We start from the raw sequence: 16,545 nt of genomic DNA, 5'->3' as shown, positions 1-16,545 counted from the left end.
CCTGTTCATTTGATAGATAGGAGCAACCATGGCTAGATTTGATGCAGAACTGATCCGGAAGGATTTTCCCATTTTAGACCAAATCGTCAACGACGAACCCTTGGTCTATCTGGACAATGCTGCGACAACCCAGAAGCCCAAGCAGGTGGTGGCAGCCATGCGGGACTACTATGAAAAGGACAATGCCAATGTCCATCGCGGCGTTCATACCTTGGCTGAGCGGGCCACCGCAGCCTATGAAGCAGCCCGGGAAAGGGTGCGTTCTTTTATCAATGCGGCCTCTAGCAGAGAAGTGCTCTTTACCAGAGGGACCACGACGGGACTGAATTGGGCGGCGCAGTTTGCTGCACAAAAGCTGCAGCCGGGCGATGAAGTGCTGATTTCCGTCATGGAGCATCACTCCAATCTCATCCCCTGGCAGGAGGCCTGCCGCCGGACAGGAGCCCAGCTGCGTTATGTCTATCTCAAGGACGGAGCGCTTGATTTGGAAGATCTAAAGGACAAACTGAGCGAGCGGACCAAGTTTGTGGCTCTGGCTCATGCTTCCAATGTCCTGGGAGTAATCAATCCAATCAAAGAAATTGCCCAGCTGGTGCATCAAAAAGGAGGTCTTCTGGTGGTGGATGGTGCTCAGTCCGCTCCCCACATGCGCATTGATGTTCAGGAGCTGGGTGCTGATTTCTTTGCCTTTTCCGGCCATAAAATGCTGGGGCCCACCGGTATTGGGGTTCTCTACGGCAGGAAAGAGCTGCTAGAGGAGATGTCACCGGTAGAATTTGGCGGCGAGATGATTGACTTTGTCTATGAGCAGGAAGCAACCTGGAAGGAGCTGCCCTGGAAATTTGAAGCAGGAACGCCCAATATGGCCGGTGCCATCGGTCTGGCTGCTGCGATTGATTATCTGGAAGCACTCGGTCTGGATGCAGTTGAGCAGCATGAACAGGAATTGCTGGCCTATCTCTTTCCTAAGCTGCAGGCCGTGGAAGGGCTGACCATCTATGGTTCGCAGGATTTGTCCCAGCGCTCAGGCGTCATCGCCTTTAATCTGGAAGGGCTCCACCCTCATGATGTTGCGACGGCTCTTGACTATGAGGGAGTTGCTGTACGGGCCGGCCACCACTGTGCCCAGCCTCTGCTCAGCCATCTGGGACTGGCAGCGGCTGTACGGGCCAGTCTGTATATCTATAACAGCAAGGCTGACTGCGACAAACTGGTGGAGGCCTTGGAAAAGACAAAGGAGTTTTTCAATGGCACTTTCTAAGCTAGACAGTCTCTATAAGGCGGTGGTGACAGACCACTCCGCCCATCCCCACCATCAGGGCCGGCTGGAAGATGCCGAGCAGGTCAGTCTCAACAATCCGACCTGCGGGGATGTCATCAGCCTGTCTGTTAAATTTAATGATCAGGACCGGATTGAAGATCTTGCCTTTGTCAATTCCGGCTGCACCATTTCTACGGCCTCAGCCAGTATGATGACAGATGCCGTTTTGGGGAAGACCAAAGCAGAAGCTCTGGACTTGGCAGAGATTTTCTCTCTCATGGTTCAGGGGCAGTCTGACCCGCGTCAAAAAGAGCTGGGAGATGCTGCTTTCTTGGCGGGTGTTGCCAAATTTCCGCAGCGAATCAAATGCGCGACTTTAGGCTGGAACGCTCTCAAGCGGGCTATCGCTGCAGACGCTGAAAATAGGTGAATAGAGTCATTGAGTTTATCTTTGATGGTGTTGCTAGCAACAGCCTGCCAGACTGTTGGAGGCTGTCTCAGCCTCACCCGCTCTATGCTTTGGATACTGGCTTGGTATCCAAAGCCTCAAAGCAGTGCCTCGGGCAGCCTGCGCTCGTTTTCGATACTGGGTGTGTTGAGACGATTCGCCTCCTATAAGCCGCTGTGCAGGAGTCAGAGAAAGCCCCTTTGGAGTGCTTCTGCCATGATGGGGGATCTGCTCGTCTGCCGGCTCCTTTCCGAGCGGGCATTCAAAATAGTTTGCGTATAAATCTAAGGATATGAAAGGAAAATATGTCAGAAGAAAGAGTAGAGCCAAAACCGATTGATCTCGGTGATTATAAATTTGGTTTTCATGATGATGTCGATCCAGTCCTATCGACTGGTAAGGGGCTCAGCGAAGCGGTGATTCGTGAGCTGTCCGCAGCCAAGGAGGAGCCGGAATGGATGCTGGATTTCCGGCTCAAATCCTATGAGGCTTTCAAGAAAATGCCCATGCAGAAGTGGGGGCCGGATCTGTCAGAGATTAACTTTGACGACCTGATTTACTACCAAAAGGCCTCTGATAAGCCAGCTAGAAGCTGGGATGAGGTGCCGGAAAAAATCAAGGAAACCTTTGAGAAGATTGGGATTCCCGAAGCGGAACGGGCCTATCTGGCAGGAGCTGCAGCCCAGTACGAATCCGAAGTGGTTTACCACAATATGAAGGAAGAATTTCAGAAGCTGGGGATTGTCTTTACCGATACCGACTCTGCACTCAAGGAATATCCTGAGCTTTTCAAGCAGTATTTTGCCAAGCTGGTTCCGCCGACCGATAATAAACTGGCAGCTCTCAACTCAGCTGTTTGGTCGGGCGGTACCTTTATCTATGTGCCCAAAGGAGTCAAGGTGGATATTCCTCTGCAGACCTATTTCCGGATTAACAATGAAAATTCCGGCCAGTTTGAACGGACCTTGATTATTGTGGATGAGGGGGCCAGCGTGCACTATGTGGAAGGCTGTACAGCGCCGACCTATTCCAGCAACAGCCTGCATGCGGCTATTGTTGAGATTTTTGCTCTGGATGGCGCTTATATGCGCTATACAACCATTCAGAACTGGTCGGACAATGTCTACAATCTGGTGACTAAGCGGGCGCGGGCTATGAAGGATGCCACTGTGGAGTGGATTGACGGCAATCTGGGCGCTCGCACGACCATGAAGTATCCGTCTGTCTATTTGGACGGTCCCGGAGCGCGTGGGACTATGCTGTCCATCGCTTTTGCCAATACCAATCAGCACCAGGATACAGGAGCCAAGATGATTCACAATGCGCCGCATACCAGCTCCTCTATCGTCTCCAAGTCCATTGCCAAGGGCGGAGGCAAGGTAGACTACCGCGGTCAGGTGACTTTTGGCAAGCAATCGCAGAAGTCCGTCAGCCATATCGAGTGTGATACGATTATCATGGATGATATTTCTGCGTCAGATACCATTCCTTTCAATGAAATTCACAATTCTCAGGTAGCTCTGGAACACGAAGCCAAGGTTTCTAAGATTTCGGAGGAGCAGCTCTACTATCTCATGAGCCGCGGCCTGTCCGAATCCGAAGCGACTGAGATGATTGTCATGGGCTTTGTTGAACCCTTCACCAAGGAGCTGCCCATGGAATATGCTGTTGAGCTTAACCGCTTGATTAGCTACGAAATGGAAGGTTCGGTGGGTTAGAAAAGTTGGGGAAACCTTTCTGCCTCACTATCTCGTTTCTAGGTTCGGGCTGAGGCTGGGACAGCCTCCCATGATGGCTGCGCCCTCACCCACAGAGGGAGCTATCTTTGGGAAGATACCGTATAAGACTCCCATTCCCCCGGACTGAACGAAAGTCGGGAACTTTGTTCCCTTTATCTCCAACCTCCAACAGTCCTTCCGGGCTGTTGGAGCAAAGCGAGTTAACAAAGCAATAAAAGATGAACTAACTGACGATAAAAAAAGCAAGAGCCGGTTTCCGCTCTTGCTTTTTCGCAATCTTTTCTATAGTTTTTCATTGACATAGCGGACAAAATCATTCCACCAGACCTTAAAGAAAATGCTTTTTTCTACATCATTGCCTGCGACCATGGTGACCGAAGGCGATTTGTTTTCTAGGTAGCCCTGGCCGATTGGTTCTGGGTCTGTATAGGTCAGGGTTCCGACCTCTGTATCTTTTTTCAGCGGTGCCTGAAAGCCTTTTTTGTCCGTTGAAAATTCAATCTTATGCTCGGCCTGATTGCTGATGCGCTCAACAATGGTAAAGTCCTTGCTGGCGACGGCTGTCACAGTCTCTTGCTTGCCATCAATGACAGTGGCCTTGCTTTTATTATAAGCTTCGCCCTCCGCAACGATTGTCGTCTGGGTGAAATTTTGCGAAACATAATTCATCAGAGCAGCTGTAGCCACAAAGCGGGCGTAGGGGTCACCGTCCGTTTGCTCCACGCCCAGCACGACGGTAATCATTCGGATGCCATTTTCGCTGGTGCTGGCGACAAAGGAGGAGCCCCCCTTATCCGAACCGCCGGTCTTCAGTCCGTCCACGCCTGAGCGGAAGTTTGTCTGATTTTCCAGCATAAAATTATAGCTTTCTAGATTCATATCTGCAAATTTCACGGTGGCCTTGGAAGTAATATCGGTTACCTGCGGATAATCAAGAATCAGATGCCGGCTGATTACAGCTATATCATAAGCGCTGAATTTGTTTTCTGTGTCTTTGCTTTTTTGCGTCTGAGGAGCAGCGGTGCTGGCAGAGCTTTCTTCCTCGGCTGTTTCTTCCAGCAGCAGAGTGTTGAGCCCGGTAGAGTTCACGATAGTAGCATCTTCGATTCCCCACTCCTTGAGCTTGGCTTTCATCATTTGGACAAAATTTTCCTCGCTGCCGCCTACTTTTTCGGCCAAGGCCAGCGTTGCGCCATTGGCGCTGGACACCAGAGAAGCAGTTATCAGGTCCTTGACCTTGTAGCGTCTGGCTTCCAAAGGGACATTGCTAATATCGGTGCCAACCGACAAATGATAGGCTGTGTCTGAAATATCCACATAAGTATCGGCCGTCAGCTGCCCTTTGTCAATCGCTTCATAGACCAGATAGACGGTCAGGAGATTGGTGATAGAGCCTACCTCAATGGGGCTGCTGCTATCTTTCTCATAGAGAATCTTTCCGGAAGTTGCATCGACTGCGATAGCGCTTTTGGCGGCTGCATTGTAGTCATCAGCGGCTGCTTTGCCTGCGGTCAGGGCAATCAGCAGGATTATAGATAGAAAAAATCGTTTCATAGTTTTCCCCTCATACAAGATATAACCATTGTATCATAAAAATCTCCTTTCTTTCACAAATATGAAATAGACTGTTTGCTTTAAACGAATTTTTATAAAGCGGCTTTAAAATAAATATGATAGTATTTTTGAAAAATTATGTGAAAAACACAGTTAATTGAACTAAAAAATAGAAATTTATTATTTTTTTACATAAAGCATTTGTTTTTATAAAAAAATATTGTATAATAATACAATACAAATTGAGAAGGAGATCGCTCATGAAAAAATCGAAATGGCTAACCATTACTGGCCTTGTAGCTGCATCAGCCCTCTTTTTGACGGCCTGCGGTAGTTCAAGCTCCAGTTCAGTCAAGACCTATTCTTATGTTTATCAGACAGACCCTGATACATTGGATTATGTCAACTCAAATCGGGCTTCTACTGCTGATATTATTTCAAACTTGGTAGATGGTCTTATGGAAAATGATGAATACGGAAATCTTATCCCTTCTATCGCGGAAGACTGGTCCGTTTCCAAGGATGGTCTGACTTATACCTACAAGCTGCGCAAGGATGCCAAATGGTATACATCAGATGGTGAAGAATATGCTGATGTGACGGCCAAAGACTTTGTGACGGGTCTGAAACATGCTGCAGATGAAAAATCAGAAGCTCTCCCGATTGTGCAGTCTTCGATCAAAGGCCTGGATGCTTATGTCAAGGGCGAGTCAACAGACTTTTCGACGGTCGGTGTCAAAGCCGTAGATGACCACACGGTTGAATACACCTTAAACGAGCCTGAAAGCTACTGGAATTCCAAGACGACCATGGGCATTCTCTTCCCTATCAATGAAGAATTTCTGAAATCTTCTGGTAAAGAGTTCGGTACTGTCAAACCTTCCGGACTGCTTTACAATGGGCCTTATATTTTGAAAGCCTATACTTCTAAGTCTGTCATTGAATATTCTAAAAACCAAAGCTACTGGGACAAGGACAATGTCGAGATCGAAGATGTCAAGCTGACCTACTATGACGGGTCAGATCAGGAATCACTGGTCCGCAATTTCTCAGATGGAGCCTACACGCAGGCTCGGCTGTATCCGACAAGCTCTAACTATACTTCTGTCGAAAAGCAGTACAAAGACAATATTATCTTTACACCGCAGAACTCTTCCAGTTATTTCTTCAGCTTTAACCTAAACCGTCAGTCTTACAACCACTCTTCTAAAACAGATGCACAAAAAGCTGCTGCCAAGGCTGCAATCCAAAATAAAGACTTCCGTCAGGCTATCAATTTTGCCTTTGACCGCACGTCCTTCGGAGCGCAGATCAACGGAGAAGAAGGGGCGACTAAGATTATCCGAACGCTCCTGGTGCCTCCTAGCTTCGTTCAAGTAGACGGCAAAGATTTCTCTGATGCGGTTGAAAGTCAGCTTTCTGCTTACGGCGATGAATGGTCTGGTGTGAAATTGGCTGATGCCCAAGACAGCATCTATAATGCCGATAAGGCCAAGGCAAAAATTGCCAAAGCCAAAGAAACTCTGCAGGCAGAAGGAGTTGAATTCCCTATCCATCTGGATATTCCGGTGGACCAGTCAGATAAGATTGCCGTACAGCGGACCAACTCTTTCAAACAATCTGTGGAAGCAGCGCTTGGTCAGGAGAATGTTGTGATTGATGTGCAGCAACTGTCGACAGATGACTACGACAATGCAGCTTACTTTGCGGAAACGGCTGCCCAAAAAGACTATGACCTCAATATGTCCGGCTGGTCAGCAGACTATCAGGATCCGTCAACTTATCTGAACATCTTTAATCCGGAAACAGGTGATATTTTGGATAATATCGGTCTGGAAAAAGGGAAAAATCAGGATATCGTTGCCAAAGTTGGCTTGAATGACTATAAAGATCTGTTGGATGCGGCTGATAAAGAAAAGCAAGATACCAACAGCCGTTATACCAAGTATGCAGCGGCACAGGCTTGGCTGACAGACAGCTCGATTGTGATTCAGAGCGTTTCTGCCGGTGCTTCTCCTATGGTTCAGAAGGTGACGCCATTTACAAAACCATACTCCTATGTCGGAATCAAAGGGGATATCTATGTATTCAAACATATGAAGATCCAAGAAGACATTGTAACGACCAAAGACTACGAAGCAGCTCTTGAGAAGTGGGAAAAAGAAAAGGAAAAATCCAATAAAAAAGCCCAAGAAGAGCTTGAAAAGCATATCAAATAAAGCAAGAAAGAGTTTGAGACAGCCTTGTCTCCAGCTCTTTTTTGCATATTTTTCAGTCTGTTAAAGCGTTTACATATCTTGAGGGACGTGCTATAATGAAGGTAATCTTTAGGAAAACTGGAGGAAGTTTATGAAAGCATCTAAGTTAGCTGCAGCGACTGGGCTGATGGTTCTCTCTGCGGGGATTCTGGCAGCTTGTTCGTTTGGCGGCTCCAATTCATCTGGAAAAAACTATAGTTATGTTTATACCGCAGATCCAGATACGCTGGATTACACTGTGTCCAATAAGCAAGCAACCAACGAGATCATGGCTAATGTAGTGGATGGTTTGCTGGAAAACGATCAGTATGGGAACTTGGTGCCTTCTCTAGCAGAGGATTGGACGGTTTCAAAAGACGGTCTGACTTATACTTATCAGCTTCGTAAGGGAGTGAAATGGTATACTTCTGATGGTGAAGAGTATGCAGATGTGACTGCTCAGGACTTTGTGACCAGTCTGAAGCATGCGGCAGACAGCCAGTCTGACGGCCTCTACATCGTTCAGAAATCGATTAAGGGTCTGGATGATTATGTCAACGGGAAGATCAAAGACTTTTCCCAAGTGGGCGTCAAGGCGGTGGATGACTCGACAGTCCAATACACCCTGAATCAGCCGGAAAGTTATTGGAATTCAAAGACCACTATGGGGATTCTCTTCCCCGTCAATGAAGAGTTTCTGGAATCAAAAGGCAATCAGTTTGCGCAAGGGACGGATCCGACCAGTGTCCTCTACAACGGCCCTTTTATCCTGAAATCCATCACTTCCAAATCTCAGATCAGCTTGGAGAAAAATCCAAATTACTGGGATAAGGAGAAGGTGAACGTTGACAATGTCAAATTTTCTTACTATGACGGTCAGGATACCGAATCGCTCGTGCGCGGCTTTTCTGACGGCAACTATACCATTGCGCGGGTCTTCCCAAATGGCTCTAACTTTGCCAGTGTGAAGAAACAGTATGGTGAGAATATCGTCTACACGCCTCAAGGTTCAGGAACTTTCGTTGTCACGACGAATATTGATCGTCAGTCTTATGAGCACACCTCCAAAACCACAGAGGCGCAGAAATCTTCTGCCAAGAAGGCACTGCTCAATAAGGATTTCCGTCAGGCTCTGCTTTTTGCCTTTAATCGGACCGCCTACTCTGCTCAGATTAACGGAGAAGAAGCAGCAGACAAGCAGCTTCGCAACACCTTTGTGCCGCCGACTTTTGTTCAGGCGAATGGCCAAGAGTTTGGCAGCATCGTAGAGGAAAATCTAGCCGGCTACGGTGATGAGTGGAAGGGTGTCACACTGGACGATGCGCAGGATGGCCTTTATAATCCAGACAAGGCCAAGGCGGAACTTGCCAAAGCCAAAGAAGCTCTTCAGGCCGAAGGAGCAGAATTCCCTATTCATCTGGATATTCCCGTCAGCTCGGCAGACACCAATGGCGTTAAGGGTGTGCAGTCGCTGAAGCAGTCCATCGAAGCCAACCTTGGCTCAGACAATGTGGTGATTGACATTCAGCAGATAACGGACGATGAGCTCAATAATATCACCTACTTTGCAACGTCAGCGTCTCAGCAAGATTGGGATTTGAATAATAATCTTGGCTGGTCGCCGGATTATAACGATCCATCTTCTTATCTGGAAATTACAAATTCCAAGACAGGGGAAAGTGCCGATAGCTACTTTGGTTTTGACTCTGGGACGGACAATGCAGCCGCTAAACAGGCTGGCTTTGAAGAGTATGACAGGCTTTTGGAAGACGCCGCTGCAGAAAATGAGGATATTAACAAACGCTACGAAAAATATGCGGCAGCACAGGCCTGGCTGACCGACAGTGCCCTTCTGATTCCAGCTTGGTCATCCGGTGCAACACCAAGCGTTCGTAAGGTTGTTCCGTTCTCAGGGCCATTTGCTTGGACTGGAAGCAAAGGTGAATACAGTTTTAAATATGTTAAAATCCAAGACAAAGCAGTGACGGCCAAAGAATTTGAACAAGCGCGCAAAAAGTGGCTGAAGGAAAAAGAAAAATCCAATAAAAAAGCCCAAGAAGAGGCCGAGGAACATGTGAAATAAAAAGAGACTCCCATCCTAGCAGCGGTGGGAGTCTTGTGTTTGATGAAAATCGCCAGCAAGTCAACAGGCTCTGCCAGTCTCAGGGTATATCAGAAAAGCCGCAGCTCAGCTGCTGAGGCTAGTGAGATACCATAATATTCTGAAAATTTAGTTTACTTTTGATTGCGGATATGCTATAATCTTAATTAAATCTAAAAATATAACAGATGGAGAACCCATATGAAAAAAAGCAAAGTTCTTGCCTTAGCAGGGGCTGCTCTCCTTGCAGCTGGTTTCCTTGCGGCATGCTCTGGCTCTAGCTCCAGTTCAAGCAGCGAATCAAAAGCCTTTAATTACCTGTATGAAGCTGACCCTGAAAATTTGAATTACCTGATTTCAAGCAAGGCTTCCACAACAGATTTGACTGCTAATCTGATTGACGGGTTGCTGGAAAATGATACTTATGGAAATCTGGTGCCATCTATTGCGGAAGATTGGACTGTTTCCCAAGACGGACTGACCTATACCTACAAACTCCGTAAAAACGCTAAATGGTACACATCTGATGGCGAAGAATATGCCGATGTCAAAGCAGAAGATTTTGTGACCGGTCTCAAGTATGCGGCTGATAACAAATCAGAAACCCTGTATTTGGTTCAGAATTCTGTCAAGGGGCTGAAAGATTATATCGACGGCAAAATCAAAGATTTCTCTGAAGTAGGCGTCAAAGCGGTGGATGACCACACTGTCCAGTACACGCTGAATGAAGCAGAAAGCTTCTGGAATTCGAAGACGGTTATGGGGATTCTCTACCCGGTCAACAAAGAATTTTTGGAGTCTAAGGGGGACAAATTTGCTCAGGCAACAGACCCGACCAGCCTGCTCTACAATGGTCCTTTCCTGCTTAAATCCATCACAGCAAAATCATCTATCGAATTTGCCAAAAATGAAAACTACTGGGACAAGGAACATGTCCACGTAGATACGGTCAAGCTGTCCTTCTTTGACGGACAAGACCAGGGCAAACCGGCTGAACAGTTTGACCAAGGCGCTTTGAGCGTTGCCAGAGTCTTTCCGACCAGCCCGACTTATGCTAAAATCGAGGAAAAATACAAGGACAATATTGTCTACACACCTCAGGATGCAGCGACGTTCTTAGTGGGTACCAATATTGACCGTCAGTCTTACAACCATACGTCTAAGACGACCGATGCGCAAAAGTCTTCAACCAAGAAAGCCCTGCTGAATAAAGACTTCCGTCAGGCTCTGACCTTTGCCTTCAATCGCCAGTCCTATGCTTCTCAAATCAATGGCCAAGAAGGGGCAGACAAGATTCTGCGCAATCTCTATATTCCGCCGACCTTTGTGCAGGCTGGAGACAGCAGCTTTGGCGATCTGGTGACTGCAAAGATGGCGGCTTACGGTGATGAGTGGAAAAATGTTGATTTTTCAGATGCTCAGGACGGCCTGTATGACGCCAGCAAGGCTAAGGCAGAATTTGCCAAGGCCAAGTCAGCTCTGGAAGCAGAAGGAGTGGAATTCCCTATTCATCTGGATATCCCGGTTGACCAAACCGCTACAACCAAGGTTCAGCGTGTTCAGTCACTCAAGCAGTCCATCGAGGAAACACTGGGAACAGATAATGTAGTCGTTGATGTGCAGCAGATGAGCAAAGACGACTCCCTGAATATCACTTACTATGCAGCTTCAGCAGCTGAGGAAGACTGGGATATTTCGAATAATGTCGGCTGGTCTCCGGACTATCAGGATCCGTCAACCTATCTTGAAATCATCAAGCCCGGCGGTGAAAACACCAAGACTTTCTTAGGCTTTGAAGGAACAGACAATGCTGCGGCAGCACAGGTCGGCCTGAACGACTATGCTGCATTGGTGGATGAAGCTGGAGCTGAAAAGCTGGATCTCAACAAGCGCTACGAAAAATATGCGGCAGCGCAGGCTTGGCTGACAGACAGTGCCCTGCTCACACCAATCAACTCCAAGACTGGTACACCGGTCATCACGAAGATTGTACCGTTTACTGCTCCCTTTGCCTGGTCAGGTGCTAAAGGACGCGATTTGGCTTCCTATAAATACCTGAAACTTCAGGATACACCTGTAACAGCTGAGGAGTACAGCAAGGCGCAGGAAAAATGGAATAAAGAGCGGATTGAGTCCAATAAAAAGGCTCAGGAAGAATTAGCTGACCATGTGAAATAAACGTGTCAAGAGAACTTTCTCTACTAGAGGAGAAAGTTCTTTTGGGATTTAAAGGAAACGATAAATGAAAAAATATATTTTGATGCGTATCTTACGCTCCATCGTGTCGATTTTCTTGGTAACAACCTTGACCTATACCATTATCTATACCTTGGTTCCAAGAAGATTGATTTTCAAGCAGGACCCTAACTACAATAAAATAGCCACCGACAAAGATAAGAAGACCAATTATGAAAATACCATCTATGAGCGGATGGGCTATATTGACTATTATGACACCAAGGAACTGCAGGAAAAAGCCAGCAAGGAAAATTCCTCTGTGACGACAGAAGTGTCGGAAGAAAACAAAAAAATTTATCAGCAGTATATTGATAAGCTTGGCAATGGCTGGAAACTGCAGCAATTGCCGCTAAGCGAAGAGTTTTATGCTGTGCGGGAAGTGCCTGTCTATGAGCGTGTTCTTGAGTTCTATGCCAATCTGATTCAGATCGACCACCCCAACGCTGTTCAGGATGAGGATAATCCAAATCTGGAGCGCTATATCCGTATTGAAAATGATCCGTCTGTCGGCTGGGCTCTTGTCGGATCTGGTACCAAGCATAAATACCTGATCTACTTCAACGGACAGTTCCCATTTATCCATCAGAACTTCATTACCTTTAATCTGGGCAACTCCTATCCGACCTATGCCAATATCCCTGTTCTGCAGGTGATTACGCAGGGACAGGGACAGACCAAGTCTGCTGAAGTACAGTTCCCGACAGGCAAGAAAACCTCGTCTGTCAATATCTACTCCCGGACCTACAAGTCACCTGGCAAGGCTGATTCGCAGGATATTGCCAAGTATGGCAAGGGCGATGCCTATACGGCGACCCAAAGCAATTATCAGAACCCATCCATGATTACCAGCTCAGCCATTATCGGCTTGATTGGTGTTGCCCTGTCTTACCTGATTGCTGTGCCCCTGGGGTCTTATATGGCTCGGCTCAAGGACACTTGGTTTGACAGCCTTTCAACGGCTGCCCTGACCTTTATGATGTCGCTGCCGACCATCGCCTTGGTCTACATCGTTCGTTTGGCTGGATCAGCTGTCGGTCTGCCGGACTCCTTCCCGATTTTGGGAGCAAGCGACTGGCGTTCCTATGTCCTTCCGGCCGTCATCCTTGGATTGCTGAGCGCTCCTTGGACAGCTGTCTGGATTCGCCGTTACATGATTGACCTGCAGTCTCAGGACTTTGTCCGCTTTGCGCGTGCCAAAGGGCTCTCTGAAAAGGAAATTTCCAACAAGCACATCTTCAAGAATGCCATGGTGCCGCTGGTGTCTAGTATTCCGGCTTCTATTGTCGGGGTGATCACAGGAGCAACCTTGACGGAAACGGTCTTTGCCTTTCCAGGTATGGGGAAGATGCTGATTGACTCTGTTAAGGCTTCTAACAACTCCATGGTTGTCGGCCTCGTCTTTATCTTCACCTGTCTTTCTATCTTCGCTCTCTTGCTGGGTGATATTCTGATGACAGTGCTGGATCCACGTATTAAATTAACATCAAAAGGAGGTAAATAATGGCTGCAATTGATAAAAACAAATTCCAATTTGTCAAACGTGACGATTTTGCCTCTGAAACGATTGATGCTCCGGCTTACTCTTACTGGAAGTCGGTGATGCGCCAGTTTCTGAAGAAAAAATCAACTCTGATCATGTTGGCAATCTTGACGACCATTATCCTCATGAGCTTCATTTATCCTATGTTCTCAGACTTTGACTTCAACGATGTCAGCAAGGTCAATGATTTCAGCATGCGCTTTATCAAACCGAGCGGTGAATACTGGTTTGGAACAGACAGCAACGGCAAGTCGCTCTTCGACGGCGTCTGGTTCGGTGCCCGCAATTCGATTCTGATTGCTGTAATTTCAACCTTTATCAACCTGATTATCGGGATTATCGTCGGCGGTATCTGGGGAATTTCAAAGTCTGTCGACCGTGTCATGATGGAAGTTTATAATATTATTTCCAATATTCCTCCCTTGCTGATTGTTATCGTCCTGACTTACTCTATCGGTGCCGGTTTCTGGAATCTGATTTTTGCAATGTGTATCACCCAATGGATCAGCATCGCCTATTCTATTCGTGTGCAGATTATGCGCTACCGCGATTTGGAATACAATCTGGCCTCCCGAACGTTGGGAACTCCGACCATGAAGATTGTTACTAAGAATATCATGCCGCAGCTGGTGTCTGTCATCGTGACGACTACTTCGCAGCTGCTGCCGAGCTTTATCTCTTATGAAGCCTTCCTGTCCTTCTTTGGACTGGGGCTTCCGGTGACAGTGCCGAGCTTGGGACGGCTGATTTCTGACTATTCACAAAATGTGACCACCAATGCTTATCTTTTCTGGATTCCGCTGACAACCCTGATCTTGGTATCCCTGACCTTCTTTGTCGTTGGTCAAAACTTAGCCGATGCAAGTGATCCACGTACACATAGATAGGAGTAAATATGACAAAAAATGAAAATGTAATATTGACTGCTCGCGATATTGTCGTGGAATTTGATGTCCGCGACCGAGTCCTGACAGCCATTCGCGGCGTCTCTCTTGAGCTGATAGAGGGGGAAGTGCTGGCTCTGGTGGGTGAGTCCGGCTCTGGCAAGTCCGTTTTAACCAAGACTTTTACCGGTATGCTGGAAGAAAACGGCCGAGTTGCCCAAGGTCAGATTGACTATCGGGGCCAAGACCTGACAGCTCTGAAAAGCCATAAGGACTGGGAACCGATTCGCGGTGCTAAAATTGCTACTATTTTCCAGGATCCGATGACCAGCTTGGACCCCATCAATACTATTGGCAGCCAGATTACCGAAGTGATTGTAAAACACCAGGGAAAGACAGGCAAAGAAGCCAAGGAACTGGCGATTGACTACATGACCAAGGTGGGGATTCCTGATGCGGAGAAACGCTTTGAGGAGTATCCTTTCCAATATTCCGGCGGGATGCGGCAGCGGATTGTGATTGCTATTGCGCTGGCCTGCCGTCCGGATATTCTCATCTGTGACGAGCCGACAACAGCTCTTGATGTGACCATTCAGGCTCAGATTATTGATTTGCTCAAGTCCCTGCAGCAGGAATACCATTTCACGACTATCTTCATCACCCACGATTTGGGTGTTGTGGCCAGTATCGCGGATAAGGTGGCGGTGATGTATGCTGGTGAAATCGTAGAATACGGAACGGTTGAAGAAGTTTTCTATGATCCTAAACATCCCTATACCTGGAGCCTGCTGTCCAGTCTGCCTCAGCTGGCAGCTGCAAACGGCGAACTCTATTCTATTCCGGGGACGCCGCCTTCTCTGTATTCCAGCATCAAGGGTGACGCTTTTGCCCTGCGTTCGAACTATGCCATGGAAATTGACTTTGAAGAACAGGCACCGGCTTTCAAGGTTTCGGACACTCATTGGGCCAAGACCTGGCTGCTGCATGAAGATGCACCTGAGGTGGCCAAACCCGAGATTATTGAGAATCTGCACGAGAAGATTCGTTCAAAAATGGGCTTCAATCAATTAGAAGCTTAGGAGGAAGGAAATGACTGAAAAATTAGTTGAAATTAAAGATTTAGAAATTTCCTTCGGTGAAGGAAGCAAGAAGTTTGTCGCTGTCAAAAATGCAAATTTCTTCATTAATAAAGGAGAAACCTTCTCTCTGGTAGGAGAGTCCGGCTCCGGCAAGACGACTATCGGCCGGGCCATTATCGGTCTCAATGATACCAGCGCAGGGGATATTCTTTATGAAGGCAAAAAGATCAATGGCCGCAAGTCCAAGGCAGAGGAAGCAGAGCTGATTCGCAAGATTCAGATGATTTTCCAAGACCCGGCTGCCAGCCTCAATGAGCGTGCAACGGTGGACTATATTATTTCTGAAGGTCTTTATAATTATCATTTGTTTAAAGATGAAGCAGAACGTCAGAAGAAAGTCAAGGATATTATCAATGAGGTCGGTCTGCTGGCCGAGCATCTGACCCGCTATCCCCATGAATTTTCCGGCGGCCAGCGGCAGCGGATAGGGATTGCCCGGGCCCTAGTCATGCAGCCGGATTTTGTCATCGCCGATGAACCCATCTCGGCTCTGGATGTGTCCGTGCGTGCGCAGGTTCTCAATCTGCTGAAGAAATTCCAAAAAGAGCTGGGGCTGACCTATCTCTTTATCGCCCATGACCTGTCTGTTGTCCGTTTTATTTCGGACCGGATTGCCGTTATTTATAAAGGGGTGATTGTGGAAGTGGCCGAAACAGAAGAACTCTTTAACAATCCTGTCCATCCTTACACCCAGTCTCTCCTGTCGGCTGTGCCGATTCCGGATCCGATTTTGGAGCGCAAGAAGATCTTGAAAGTCTATGACCCTAACCAGCATGACTATTCAACGGATGAGCCGGAGATGGTGGAAATCCGTCCGGGACACTATGTTTGGGCTAATAAAGCTGAAGCAGAAAAGTATAAAAAAGAACATCCATAAAAAGCTCGCCAGAGCTTTTTTTGCGGTTTGACAGGCCAGTCTGTTCCTGCCTGGTTTGCTGATGATTTTCATTGAGCAGCGTCATTTGTGCTCTTCGAAAATCTCTTCAAGCGAGATCAGCGCCGCCTTGCTCCAACAGTCCTTCCGGACTGTTGGAGGCTGGGGATAGCACAAACGCAGTTTGTGTCAAAACAGTCCCTCAGACCAGTTCCCTGCTAAAAGCAAACGGAAGACTATATCAAAAATGAAAGCGGTTTATAGTTGACTGGAAGGGAAAGAAAAGGTATAATTTTATTAAATCATCATAATATAGTTATGGCAAAGGAGCCTGCAGAATCGCAATGAAGCGGACGTTTCAGTATCAGCAGGACGACTATGTCATTTTTTTGTCCCATTTTTCGGTGCTTTCTCTTTTTTCACTGTCAGCCAGCTTGTTGATCATTTCCTTTTTCTTTTATAGTCTTTTAGTTTGCTTTTAGTACGAGGCAGCGAGCCGCAGACAGTACTGGCGTACGGCAAGGCGAGCT

Annotated in this window: 11 protein-coding genes; 10 read left to right on the top strand and 1 reads right to left on the bottom strand. The window is 47.2% G+C overall.

The window, feature by feature from the left end; genetic code table 11:
* Window positions 1-28: 28 nt before the first annotated feature.
* From DHL47_RS08225 to sufB, 3 genes are all read left to right on the top strand, one after another.
* Window positions 29-1,261, top strand: coding sequence for a cysteine desulfurase (locus DHL47_RS08225; protein WP_209551535.1), 1,233 nt, complete (start codon window positions 29-31; stop codon window positions 1,259-1,261).
* Window positions 1,248-1,691, top strand: a complete 444-nt coding sequence (gene sufU, locus DHL47_RS08220; protein ID WP_209551534.1) for a Fe-S cluster assembly sulfur transfer protein SufU — start codon at window positions 1,248-1,250, stop codon at window positions 1,689-1,691. The genes DHL47_RS08225 and sufU overlap by 14 nt, the downstream gene beginning before the upstream one ends.
* Window positions 1,692-2,014: 323 nt before the next feature.
* Window positions 2,015-3,427: a Fe-S cluster assembly protein SufB gene (gene sufB, locus DHL47_RS08215; RefSeq protein WP_128836415.1), complete on the top strand. Its 1,413-nt coding sequence runs from the start codon at window positions 2,015-2,017 to the stop codon at window positions 3,425-3,427.
* Window positions 3,428-3,730: 303 nt separating this feature from the next.
* On the opposite strand, the gene pbp3 is transcribed toward sufB, so the two are convergent.
* Complete coding sequence (pbp3, locus tag DHL47_RS08210) at window positions 3,731-5,002, bottom strand: D-alanyl-D-alanine carboxypeptidase PBP3 (protein ID WP_209551533.1); 1,272 nt, start codon at window positions 5,000-5,002, stop codon at window positions 3,731-3,733.
* Window positions 5,003-5,262: 260 nt separating this feature from the next.
* Between pbp3 and DHL47_RS08205 the strand changes: the two genes are divergently transcribed.
* The 7 genes from DHL47_RS08205 to DHL47_RS08175 all read left to right on the top strand — a co-directional run bounded on the left by DHL47_RS08205 (window position 5,263) and on the right by DHL47_RS08175 (window position 16,018).
* Window positions 5,263-7,221 (top strand): peptide ABC transporter substrate-binding protein, encoded by a 1,959-nt coding sequence (locus DHL47_RS08205; protein ID WP_209551532.1) that lies wholly within the window; start codon window positions 5,263-5,265, stop codon window positions 7,219-7,221.
* Window positions 7,222-7,351: 130 nt separating this feature from the next.
* Window positions 7,352-9,322 (top strand): peptide ABC transporter substrate-binding protein, encoded by a 1,971-nt coding sequence (locus DHL47_RS08200; protein WP_209551531.1) that lies wholly within the window; start codon window positions 7,352-7,354, stop codon window positions 9,320-9,322.
* 219 nt (window positions 9,323-9,541) lie between these two features.
* Window positions 9,542-11,518: a peptide ABC transporter substrate-binding protein gene (locus DHL47_RS08195; RefSeq protein WP_209551530.1), complete on the top strand. Its 1,977-nt coding sequence runs from the start codon at window positions 9,542-9,544 to the stop codon at window positions 11,516-11,518.
* 64 nt (window positions 11,519-11,582) lie between these two features.
* Window positions 11,583-13,079 carry an ABC transporter permease gene (locus tag DHL47_RS08190; RefSeq protein WP_128836408.1) on the top strand — a complete coding sequence of 499 codons (1,497 nt, stop codon included), beginning with the start codon at window positions 11,583-11,585 and terminating at the stop codon, window positions 13,077-13,079.
* Window positions 13,079-14,005: an oligopeptide ABC transporter permease OppC gene (gene oppC, locus DHL47_RS08185; RefSeq protein ID WP_128836405.1), complete on the top strand. Its 927-nt coding sequence runs from the start codon at window positions 13,079-13,081 to the stop codon at window positions 14,003-14,005. The genes DHL47_RS08190 and oppC overlap by 1 nt, the downstream gene beginning before the upstream one ends.
* A gap of 8 nt (window positions 14,006-14,013) precedes the next feature.
* A complete protein-coding gene (locus tag DHL47_RS08180) occupies window positions 14,014-15,081 on the top strand; it encodes an ABC transporter ATP-binding protein (RefSeq protein ID WP_128836403.1) in 1,068 nt (355 codons plus the stop codon).
* Window positions 15,082-15,091: 10 nt separating this feature from the next.
* Window positions 15,092-16,018 (top strand): ATP-binding cassette domain-containing protein, encoded by a 927-nt coding sequence (locus DHL47_RS08175; protein WP_128836401.1) that lies wholly within the window; start codon window positions 15,092-15,094, stop codon window positions 16,016-16,018.
* Window positions 16,019-16,545 lie beyond the last annotated feature (527 nt).

Origin of the sequence: Streptococcus panodentis, from assembly GCF_017884005.1 — a bacterium.
GTDB classification, from domain to species: domain Bacteria; phylum Bacillota; class Bacilli; order Lactobacillales; family Streptococcaceae; genus Streptococcus; species Streptococcus panodentis.
Note: the sequence above shows the minus strand (reverse complement) of the source record. Positions and strands in the feature narration are given on the sequence as shown.

What these genes read in the sequence shown, in the direction of transcription:
- sufU (WP_209551534.1), top strand. Translation starts at nt 1,248, where the DNA reads ATGGCACTTTCTAAGCTAGACAGTCTCTATAAGGCGGTGGTGACAGAC.
- DHL47_RS08195 (WP_209551530.1), top strand. Translation starts at nt 9,542, where the DNA reads ATGAAAAAAAGCAAAGTTCTTGCCTTAGCAGGGGCTGCTCTCCTTGCA.
- DHL47_RS08190 (WP_128836408.1), top strand. Translation starts at nt 11,583, where the DNA reads ATGAAAAAATATATTTTGATGCGTATCTTACGCTCCATCGTGTCGATT.
- DHL47_RS08225 (WP_209551535.1), top strand. Translation starts at nt 29, where the DNA reads ATGGCTAGATTTGATGCAGAACTGATCCGGAAGGATTTTCCCATTTTA.
- sufB (WP_128836415.1), top strand. Translation starts at nt 2,015, where the DNA reads ATGTCAGAAGAAAGAGTAGAGCCAAAACCGATTGATCTCGGTGATTAT.
- pbp3 (WP_209551533.1), bottom strand. Translation starts at nt 5,002, where the DNA reads ATGAAACGATTTTTTCTATCTATAATCCTGCTGATTGCCCTGACCGCA.
- DHL47_RS08200 (WP_209551531.1), top strand. Translation starts at nt 7,352, where the DNA reads ATGAAAGCATCTAAGTTAGCTGCAGCGACTGGGCTGATGGTTCTCTCT.
- oppC (WP_128836405.1), top strand. Translation starts at nt 13,079, where the DNA reads ATGGCTGCAATTGATAAAAACAAATTCCAATTTGTCAAACGTGACGAT.
- DHL47_RS08180 (WP_128836403.1), top strand. Translation starts at nt 14,014, where the DNA reads ATGACAAAAAATGAAAATGTAATATTGACTGCTCGCGATATTGTCGTG.
- DHL47_RS08205 (WP_209551532.1), top strand. Translation starts at nt 5,263, where the DNA reads ATGAAAAAATCGAAATGGCTAACCATTACTGGCCTTGTAGCTGCATCA.
- DHL47_RS08175 (WP_128836401.1), top strand. Translation starts at nt 15,092, where the DNA reads ATGACTGAAAAATTAGTTGAAATTAAAGATTTAGAAATTTCCTTCGGT.